Raw genomic sequence first — 9002 nt, forward strand, 5'->3', positions numbered from 1 at the left:
CTGATTCAATTCACAATCTCCTAGATCCTTCGGATTTACTCTCATCATACTTTCAAATCCATGATCCTTATCATCACTTAAATATAACTTAAAGGAATTGAGGGGTGGAGATATGTCTGAATTCTTTGAGCAGCCCATCGATAAAAAGATGATGAAGCAGTTAGTGCATAAGATCGGTGCGCTGGAAAGGAGGGATAGATTCTTAAAGAAAGACCTTTCATCAGAGAGGGCGGCTTTAGAAGAGGTATTCGATAAATCCACATTGATGACCCTGTATAAATTGATGAATTCGAATATCTTCAGATACTTACATGGTGTTGTGGATGCTGGTAAGGAAGCGAGGATCTATAGAGGTGAGAGGGATGATGGCTCGAGTGTGGCTGTTAAAATATTTCTTGTTACTACAGCAGAATTCAAGAAAAGGCTCCCCTACATCTTAGGAGATCCGAGGTTCGATAAAGTGAAGAAAGGTACGAGGAATATCGTTGAGCTCTGGGCTCGAAAGGAGTATAAGAACCTCGTCACCGCTTTTAATTCTGGTATTAGAGTCCCCAGACCTATTGCGGTGATGAAGAACGTCCTCGTTATGGAGTTCATCGGTGAAAATGGCAACCCTGCCCCGCTTTTAAATGAAGTTCGAGTGAGTAAGGCTGATTATAAAAAGGTTATATCGATCATCAAGAATATGTATAGAAAGGCAAAACTTGTCCATGCCGATCTTTCTGAGTACAACATCTTTAAGTGGCGTAGAGAGTTGATAGTCTTCGATTTTGGATCGGCGGTCGATATCGGCCACCCTTCAGCCGATCAATTTCTTATGCGTGATATATCCAACATAAACCGATTCTTTATGAAGAGAGGGATCGATGTGGAGCCCGAAGATATCATCTTTAAGAGAGTGGTCGGTAATGAGCTTTGAAAAGGTTGTAAAGTTACCGATGGAGCGAATAGGTGTGTTGATAGGTAAAGGTGGTAAAGTAAAGGCGGAGATTGAGAAGAAGTGTGGTGTTAAACTAGAGGTCGATAGCAAGACGGGGGAGGTAGTGATCAAGAGCACTGGCGACCTTGCCGAGAGCTCCCCTCTGAAAGCCGTCGATATAGTGACGGCGATAGCGAGAGGCTTCTCACCAGTAAAGGCCTTCCGATTGATGGATGAAAATACAGTTCTTAACATAATCGATCTAAAAAATTACGCTGGCAAATCTAAAAGCAATCTACAGAGGATAAAAGGTAGGATCATCGGTTTGAATGGAAAAGCTAGAAGAGTCATCGAAGAGCTTACGGAAGCCAATATCTCCGTTTACGGCCACATGGTCGCAATCATAGGTGATGTCGATCAGGTCAAATCGGCTACAGATGCTGTAGTGATGCTAGCCACGGGGAGCCCTCACAAAGTTGTATACAATATGTTGCAAAGGCTTCGAACGAAGGCGAAGATGGATCGGTTTAAATTGTGGGAGGAGGGGTCCTTTGTCTAAATCCCGAATAGTGTATATGGAGATCTCCCCCAGTGAATTCTTCTATCGAAATAGAGACCTCGCTGGTTTCACAAACCCCTCACGAGCCCTCTACTCTACTGTAAGAGAATTGGTCGAAAACTCCCTTGATGCCTGTGAATTATTTCAAATACTCCCCGAAATCTACATCAGAATATCTGCCTTAGAGCAGAATAGCTCACAACCCGATCCTAAACCTTACGTGATCAAGGTGAAGGATAATGGTCCCGGTGTAGATCCCAAACATGTACCCAACGCCTTTGGCAAGATCTTCTTCGGTTCAAAGTTTCTCCTTCGCCAATCACGTGGAATATTCGGTATGGGTGGTACGATGGCTATACTCTACGGGCAGATCACTACGAATAAACCGGTAACGATATCTACATCTTCAGATGGCAAGACGGTTCATACCTTTGAACTCTTCATCAATATCCAAGATAATGAGCCTCAGATCGTGAGGAGGGCTGAACATCCAGCACATGGGGAGACCGGAACATCGGTTAAAATAACGTTAGAGGGTGATTATCAACGTGCTTCATCGAAGATCTATGAATATCTGCGCCAGACGGCGATGGTGGCACCTTACGCAAATATCACCTTCGTAGATCCACAGGGTACCATTACTCTCTTTCAAAGAGCTACTTATAGTATGCCAAAACCACCTCAAGAAACCTTACCACACCCCTACGGTATCGATGTAGAAGCCCTTAAGAGAATGTTAAAGCAATCTAAGCAGGATACGATCTTCAAGTTCATGTATAAAAATTTTCATAGAGTGGGTAAGAGGATCGCCCGAAGCTTCCTCGAATATGCCCAGATCGACCCTAATCGAAGCCCGAAGTCTATAACCGATGATGAGCTCGTATCGTTGGTAGAGGCCTTACATAATTACGATGGTTTTATTCAACCAGATGCGGAGTGCCTATCTCCCATAGGCGAAGAAATCTTAACCGCAGGGATCAATAAAGAGCTAAAGCCCGAATTCGCCGCTGTAACTACCCGGCCTCCCTCAGCCTATTCCGGCTTCCCATTTATTGTGGAGATAGGTCTGGCTTACGGAGGGAAGGTTTTAACACCGGGCTTAAAGCTCTTTAGATTTGCGAACCGTATACCCCTCCTCTACGATGAAGCTAACGATGTATCGTGGAAGGTCATTCATGAAGAGGTAGATTGGAAGCGTTATAGAATACCATCCGATGCACCTCTTGCTATAATAACCCATGTCTGCTCTACGAAGATCCCTTACAAAACTGTAGGTAAAGAGTATCTGGCAGACCGGCCTGAAATCGAAAGAGAATTGAAGAATGGAGTTCGTGAGGTGTTGAGGAGGTTGAGCTCATACTTATCGAGGAAAGAATCGATGGAGATGGTGAAGAGGAGGATGAATATCTATGAAAGGTATTTGCCACTCATCGCAAGGTTCTCTACTGAGTTGAGTGGTGCGAAGAGGCTCCCACGGTATAGGAAGTTGATCGGTGAGGGTGAAACGCATAGTGAATCGTAAGGGGCAGGTAAAGATCAGCCAGAAGAAGGATGAAGTCAAGCGCCAACTTAAAGAGTTGGGTGAAACGATCTACCGATCTTTGGATGATGGTCACTTTCCCGAATTAACCTTCCCCAGCCGATCTGTAAGGAATATCGTTTACAATGAAGAATTGAAACAGTACGTATTAGGGAAGAGTATGGTGCGTAGATCATCACAGAATATTAAACATATTCGACCTTTCACCCAACTTATATGGCTCGCCTCCTTCGTAAATAAGTTGATAGAGGAAGGGAAGACATCTACGCTCCGAGATGTCTTTTACTCTTCCCAGGCGTATGGTATAGACTTCACCGATCAGAATGAGTCTGATGAGATGATAACCGATCTTGAAGTGGTGTTGGGGAGGGCACGAGAGGACTTCAATGTATACCCTGAAGAGCGTTCGGCGATCTTCGGCGATCTCACCATCGAGTATACAGTACCGGGTTATGAAGGGAAGAGGCTCAACCTGGCTTCACACCCAGATGGCTACCTGATAGGCCCGAGCCTCAGCACGGCAGAGTTTATAGATACATCTGCCGAGATGGTGATAGCTGTTGAGAAAGGAGGTCTATTCACAAGGTTCGTAGAGGAGAATGTTCCGAAGAGGTTTAAGGCGTTGGTTATCGATACTGCAGGCCAACCTCCACGTTCTACACGCTATATGCTAAGGAGGTTGAACCAAGAGCTGGGTTTACCTGTATATATTTTAACGGACGGTGATGTATATGGTGAGCATATCGCGATGGTCATCATCTCGGGCTCGGCGAACGCTGCCCATTTAAGAGAATTGACCGTACCATCTGCCAAATGGATCGGGATCTGGGGCTCAGATATCATAAAGTACAAACTTCCGAGCGTCCGGCTCACCGAGGCCGATATTAAGAGGATCTACGAATTGAAGAAGGATCCGAGGTACAAAGGTGATATATGGCAGAGGGAGCTCGATACCTTTTTAAGGATCAAGAGAAAGAGTGAGCTGGAGGCCTTCTCTAAATACGGCCTGACTACGATCACCGATAAGTACCTTCCTGAGAAGTTGGATGAAGCCAAGAGCCTTTAAAAGAGCCTTAAAAAAGAGTCTTAAAGAATAGAAATATCTATAAGCTTACTGATGAATAGTATTGTGAATAGCGATGTCTGACTCAAAGGTCGTAGAAACTCGGATGAATATTCTTACTCGCCTCCTCGGATTCATATTTGTGATGGTAGGTATCATCATCTCCTACGCTACCGCTACCACACCACTCTTAGAGCAGGTTTCGACGGTATTCTACTTAATATCGATCTTATTCATTATATCTGGTGGTATCGCTCTGATCGGTAAGTTAAAGTAGAGTATTAAGAAGAGTAGTGATGGTGATTCTATGGCCGAAAAGATCCGGGTCGCTATTGCGGGTGTGGGGAATTGTGCGGGTGCATTGTGCCAAGGTCTGCAGTATTACAGTGGTGATGAGACACTCCCCGGTCTATGGCATCGAGTAGTGGGCGGATTCAGGGTTTCTGATATCGAAATCGTAGAGGCCTTCGATATCGATTCTAACAAGTTGGGCTTGGATTTGGCCGAAGCGATCTTCACACCACCGAATACCATACCAAAGTACATCAACGTTAAGAAGACCGGTGTAAAGGTGAGAAGAGGGATTCTACTCGATCGATTATCCACATACTTAAACCAGATGGTTACTTCGAGCAGTAGCGATATTGAAGATATAACAAAGGCCCTTGCTGAGAGTAGAGTGGATATCTTTGTGAATCTGATCTCGTCGGGTATGGATAAATCCTCTTACGCCTACGCAGAAGCTGCACTACGGGCGGGGTGCTGCTTCATAAATTGTACACCATCGCCTATAGTCTGTAATGAAGAGTTGGTGAAGAGGTTCGAGCAGTCAAGGCTCGTGGTGATCGGTGATGATCTGATGAGCCAGTTCGGTGGTACGATCTTTCATAAAGGGATCCTCTCCTTTATGCATAAGAGAGGGGTGAAGATCTTGAAGAGCTATCAACTGGATGTCGGTGGGGGATTGGAGACTTTAAATACGATCGATGAGGATGTCAAGGCGATCAAGCGCACATTGAAGACCGAAGCGATCGTCAGCGAAGTCCCCTACAAGTTTAAGAGTGTCGCGGGTACAACAGATTATGTAGATTACCTCGGCAACAACCGTGTGAGTTACTTCTGGATCGAGGGTAAAGGCTTCCTCGATACTCCGATCAAGATCGATATCTACTTGAGGACGATGGATGGGCCGAATGCGGGGAATATCCTCTTGGATGTCATCAGAGCAGTTTACGTGGCAAGGAAGAATGGATACTATGGTGCACCGAATGAAATCTGTAATTATGGTTTCAAACGCCCCCCAAAGATTATGAACTTCGAAGAATCTTACCAAAGATTTAAAGAGATATACCTCGATTGAGTGTAAAAATATTTTACAATCTTGTCTCATAATCTCTACATAATTGAAGAAGTAGAGGATCATCGGCTTTATCGATGATGGCGAGGTTTCATCAATACATAAAGTGCCCGTACTGTGCTAGGTATATGGTTACAAAGGTCGCATTAGAACTTCACTTAGAATTGGATCATGAATGTTATCCGTATGCGAAGAAGACCATCTCTAAAATTCATAATCGATAGCGCTATAGGGTTATGGCAGTATAGGTGATTTTTCCGATAGTGAACTTTGCAGATTCATAAAAGTCCCTGCTATAATCCATAATTCGTAATTCATCATTCTTCATTGGTATTAGAGGTTATTCGGTTCGCTCCACAGTTAAACTTTAAAACCACCGCTGATTATCTAAGTATGAGCCGCCGTAGCTCAGCGAGGCTGGGCCCTGAAGTGGTAGAGCAGTTCCGATAAGGGGCTCAACTGGCTGTTAACCAGTTGGTCGACGGTTCGAGTCCGTCCGGCGGCGCCATTCACACATCTTTAAGATCTTATCAATCTCATTAATACTAAAACACGTTCAAAATTTTACATTCATCTCCAATCTTCAATCTTCAACCTTTAAACCTTTTAACCTTTAAACCACTTAGATCGATAGATCGTTAAGAACTAAAATTAAAAAATTAAAAAATTAAATGAAGTAGATTGCAGGGATCTTCATGTATGGCATGTGAAGTCAATCATCAAAGAATCTCAAAATCTCATACGTGGTGGTCCTTTGGGCAGGCCTTCTGCCTATCCCCTTAATCAAATTTACAAGCTCTATAACATCCATTCGAGTCCCATAAAGCGCTCCAGCCTCTCTAGAAATATTCTCTTCCATCAACGTCCCGCCAAGATCGTTGGCACCAGCATTCAGCATCATCTGTGCCATCTTCGGGCCCAATTTAACCCATGATGCTTGAATATTATCTATGTACCGTGAAAGGAATAATCTTGCGGTAGCATGAACCTTCAAATCCTCGATCCATGCCGTACCTGGCTTACTCAACCCTTCTCTATAGAGCCTCGTCCTATAATGAATAAATGGCAGGAGTACAAACTCGGTAAATCCTCCCTTCTCCTTCTGTAGATCTCTTATGATCTTCAAGTGCCTAACTCTATGTATATTATCTTCAATATGCCCGTACATCATAGTCGCTGTCATCGGTATGCCGGAGCTTAGGGCCTCTTTCACTATCTCGATCCATTGACTCGTTGAAACCTTCTTCGGTGCTATAACCCTTCTAACTTCATCATCGAGTATCTCGGCCGCCGTTCCGGGCATGCTATCGAGCCCTGCCTCTTTAAGCATCTTCAATACCTCTCTATAAGAAACCCCGAGCTCCGTTGCTATATGGTATATTTCTTGAGGGGAGAAGGCGTGGATGTGAACTTCAGGGACCTTCGCCTTGATCCCTTTGATGATATCGAAGTAGTAATCGGGGGTGATTTTAGGGTTGATGGCACCTTGAATACATACCTCAGTAGCCCCACTCCTCCAAGCCTCATAAGCCTTAGATACGATCTCTTCCACGGTCAGTGTATATGCTTCTAAGCTACCGATGGGCCTAGAGTAGGCGCAGAAGAGGCATCTGACGATACATTCATTGGTGAAGTTGATATTTCTATTGATGACGAATGTGACCACATCACCGACGTGCAACTCTCTTACATGATCGGCAACTTGCGCCAATATGAATGCTTCATTGGGCTTCGCATTTAGCAACCTTAAGGCTTCCTCTTCATCTATATCCTTTTCAGATAGGGCCTTATCGATGGCTTGTGAAAATAGTGGGTCGAGCTCCTTCAATCTCTTCTCAATAAAGTTAATATGCATCCTCCCCCCTCCTGACCAGGCCCGACTCATCCGTAAGCATCTCCACCCTATCCCTAATCGTATCCGGTATCCACCTTAAAGCGATGTACTTGGGATATATTGGGAGCCTCTCCCTAAGTTCGAAGCCCATACCCTCCGTAACCCTCTTAACCTCATCTATCTTCGGCCATGGATAGGCTATATTGACAAAGTCTGGAGTCAATGGAGAAATTCCACCCCAATCGTTTATCCCTGCCAACAGGTATGTAGAATACGATTTTGGATTTAGATTTGGCGGTGCCTGGATTGCTACATCACCTCCAAGTATGAATCTGGCGATAGCTATGGTCTTCAACATATCGAGTAGGCTCGGCGGAGTATTCTTCTCCATCGGTGTCCCGAATTCTGGCATGAAGTTCTGGATGATGACTTCCTGTATGTGACCATGCGCCTCGTGGACCTTCCTTATAGCTAAGAGGGATGCTATTCTCTCCTCCCACGTCTCCCCAATACCTATGAGTATCCCTGTCGTGAATGGTATCTTCAATTCGCCAGCCTCCTCTACCATCTTGATTCTGAGTCTAGGATCCTTAGTCGGTGAATTCTCATGTGGCATCCCTCTATCCATGAGCCTATCACTTATCGATTCGAGCATGAGCCCCATACTCGCATTGAATGGCTTGAGCTCGGCCATCTCTCCCTTACTCAAGAGCCCTATATTTGTATGTGGCATCATCACTTTAGTTTCTTTGATGACCCTCTCTTCGAAATCTCTTACATATTCAACGGTCGAGCTGTATCCCATGGACCTTAGCATCTTCTTCGCCTCACCGTACAATTCTTCAGGCCTATCGCCCGTGCTCACCAGAACCTCCTTAGCTCTGATCCTCTCACCATCCTTGACGATCTTCATCCCTTCACCAATACTCATGTAGGCATGCCCGGTTTCGGCCCTAAATCCACAGTAAGAGCATCGGTTCCTACATAATCTCGTCAATGGGATAAAGACCTTTCTAGAATACGTTACGACTCTACCGTAATAAGATCTCTTGATACTCAAAGCGGAAGCTAAAAGGAGCGGGAGTTCTTCACCATCGACCTTGGTGAGGATCATCGCATCTTCAAAACTTAACTTATTCTCAAAACCTCTCGCTATAGCTTCAAGAATATCTTTTCTCATCCGATGCACCCATCGATCCCTAGGATGGTCTCGAGCATCGCTCCATCGCTACTATTAACTTTATAGCTTATAACTATAAACTCACCACTCGATATGCAGTAATTCCTGCCTATGATTCTCTTTACAGGATTCTCCTCATGAAGAGGGATTACCAGGGGTGAGATCTTATTTCAATTCTCTTCACGAGATTCTTTTGCTGGAGTTTGGCCGGGTGGCTTGGCTCGGGCACGGCTTTCAATTCTCTTCACGAGATTCTCAAGTATCAAAATACTTGTTGCCATCCGAAGAAGCACTCTTTCAATTCTCTTCACGAGATTCTTCAGAGATGTATACTTAATCGCTGACAAGCGACGTGTTCTTTCAATTCTCTTCACGAGATTCTGGTGTCGTTGTAGCTTCTCATTCACCGGCACTACAAGTCTTTCAATTCTCTTCACGAGATTCCGCTCCACAATTTACAGGGTGAGAGTTGGTTTTCTCGGTCTTTCAATTCTCTTCACGAGATTCCGCTCCACAATTTACAGGGTGAGAGTTGGTTTTCTCGGTCTTT

10 protein-coding genes and 1 tRNA gene are annotated in these 9002 nt (G+C 44.6%); 9 read left to right on the forward strand and 2 right to left on the reverse strand.

Annotated elements, in window-relative coordinates; genetic code table 11:
- The first annotated feature begins 112 nt into the window (after nt 1-112).
- From NZ896_01950 to NZ896_01985, 8 genes are all read left to right on the forward strand, one after another.
- Nucleotides 113-919 carry a serine protein kinase RIO gene (locus NZ896_01950; GenBank protein ID MCS7116215.1) on the forward strand — a complete coding sequence of 269 codons (807 nt, stop codon included), beginning with the start codon at nt 113-115 and terminating at the stop codon, nt 917-919.
- Entirely contained in the window at nt 909-1478 is a 570-nt protein-coding gene (locus NZ896_01955) for a KH domain-containing protein (GenBank protein MCS7116216.1), read from the forward strand. Before NZ896_01950 ends, NZ896_01955 begins: the two co-directional genes overlap by 11 nt.
- Nucleotides 1471-3000, forward strand: a complete 1530-nt coding sequence (locus NZ896_01960; protein ID MCS7116217.1) for a DNA topoisomerase VI subunit B — start codon at nt 1471-1473, stop codon at nt 2998-3000. The genes NZ896_01955 and NZ896_01960 overlap by 8 nt, the downstream gene beginning before the upstream one ends.
- On the forward strand, nt 2990-4084 hold the full coding sequence (locus NZ896_01965) for a DNA topoisomerase IV subunit A (GenBank protein ID MCS7116218.1): 1095 nt from the start codon (nt 2990-2992) through the stop codon (nt 4082-4084). The genes NZ896_01960 and NZ896_01965 overlap by 11 nt, the downstream gene beginning before the upstream one ends.
- 73 nt (nt 4085-4157) lie before the next feature.
- A complete protein-coding gene (locus NZ896_01970; GenBank protein ID MCS7116219.1) occupies nt 4158-4358 on the forward strand; it encodes a hypothetical protein in 201 nt (66 codons plus the stop codon).
- Between the two features lie 30 nt (nt 4359-4388).
- Nucleotides 4389-5441 carry a hypothetical protein gene (locus NZ896_01975; GenBank protein ID MCS7116220.1) on the forward strand — a complete coding sequence of 351 codons (1053 nt, stop codon included), beginning with the start codon at nt 4389-4391 and terminating at the stop codon, nt 5439-5441.
- A 77-nt stretch (nt 5442-5518) separates the two neighbouring features.
- The gene (locus NZ896_01980) at nt 5519-5662 is read left to right on the forward strand and encodes a hypothetical protein (protein MCS7116221.1); all 144 of its coding nucleotides are present in this window, start codon (nt 5519-5521) and stop codon (nt 5660-5662) included.
- 173 nt (nt 5663-5835) lie between these two features.
- Nucleotides 5836-5946 (forward strand) — tRNA-Asn (locus tag NZ896_01985).
- Nucleotides 5947-6150: 204 nt separating this feature from the next.
- Here NZ896_01985 and cofH read toward each other — a convergent pair.
- Together cofH and cofG are read right to left on the reverse strand one after the other, a co-directional pair.
- Nucleotides 6151-7323 carry a 5-amino-6-(D-ribitylamino)uracil--L-tyrosine 4-hydroxyphenyl transferase CofH gene (gene cofH / locus NZ896_01990; GenBank protein MCS7116222.1) on the reverse strand — a complete coding sequence of 391 codons (1173 nt, stop codon included), beginning with the start codon at nt 7321-7323 and terminating at the stop codon, nt 6151-6153.
- A complete protein-coding gene (cofG, locus tag NZ896_01995) occupies nt 7283-8452 on the reverse strand; it encodes a 7,8-didemethyl-8-hydroxy-5-deazariboflavin synthase CofG (protein MCS7116223.1) in 1170 nt (389 codons plus the stop codon). Before cofG ends, cofH begins: the two co-directional genes overlap by 41 nt.
- Before the next feature lie 216 nt (nt 8453-8668).
- On the opposite strand from cofG, the gene NZ896_02000 reads away from it, so the two are divergent.
- Nucleotides 8669-9002, forward strand: a 334-nt coding sequence (locus tag NZ896_02000; protein ID MCS7116224.1) for a hypothetical protein, incomplete at its 3' end; no start/stop codon positions are given.

Source organism: Nitrososphaerales archaeon, from assembly GCA_025058425.1.
GTDB lineage: Archaea > Thermoproteota > Nitrososphaeria > Nitrososphaerales > JANXEG01 > JANXEG01.

Excerpts from the sequence above, each read along its gene's own strand:
- NZ896_01950 (MCS7116215.1), top strand. The coding sequence starts at position 113 with ATGTCTGAATTCTTTGAGCAGCCCATCGATAAAAAGATGATGAAGCAG.
- NZ896_01955 (MCS7116216.1), top strand. The coding sequence starts at position 909 with ATGAGCTTTGAAAAGGTTGTAAAGTTACCGATGGAGCGAATAGGTGTG.
- NZ896_01970 (MCS7116219.1), top strand. The coding sequence starts at position 4,158 with ATGTCTGACTCAAAGGTCGTAGAAACTCGGATGAATATTCTTACTCGC.
- NZ896_01975 (MCS7116220.1), top strand. The coding sequence starts at position 4,389 with ATGGCCGAAAAGATCCGGGTCGCTATTGCGGGTGTGGGGAATTGTGCG.
- NZ896_01980 (MCS7116221.1), top strand. The coding sequence starts at position 5,519 with ATGGCGAGGTTTCATCAATACATAAAGTGCCCGTACTGTGCTAGGTAT.
- cofH (MCS7116222.1), bottom strand. The coding sequence starts at position 7,323 with ATGAGTCGGGCCTGGTCAGGAGGGGGGAGGATGCATATTAACTTTATT.
- cofG (MCS7116223.1), bottom strand. The coding sequence starts at position 8,452 with ATGAGAAAAGATATTCTTGAAGCTATAGCGAGAGGTTTTGAGAATAAG.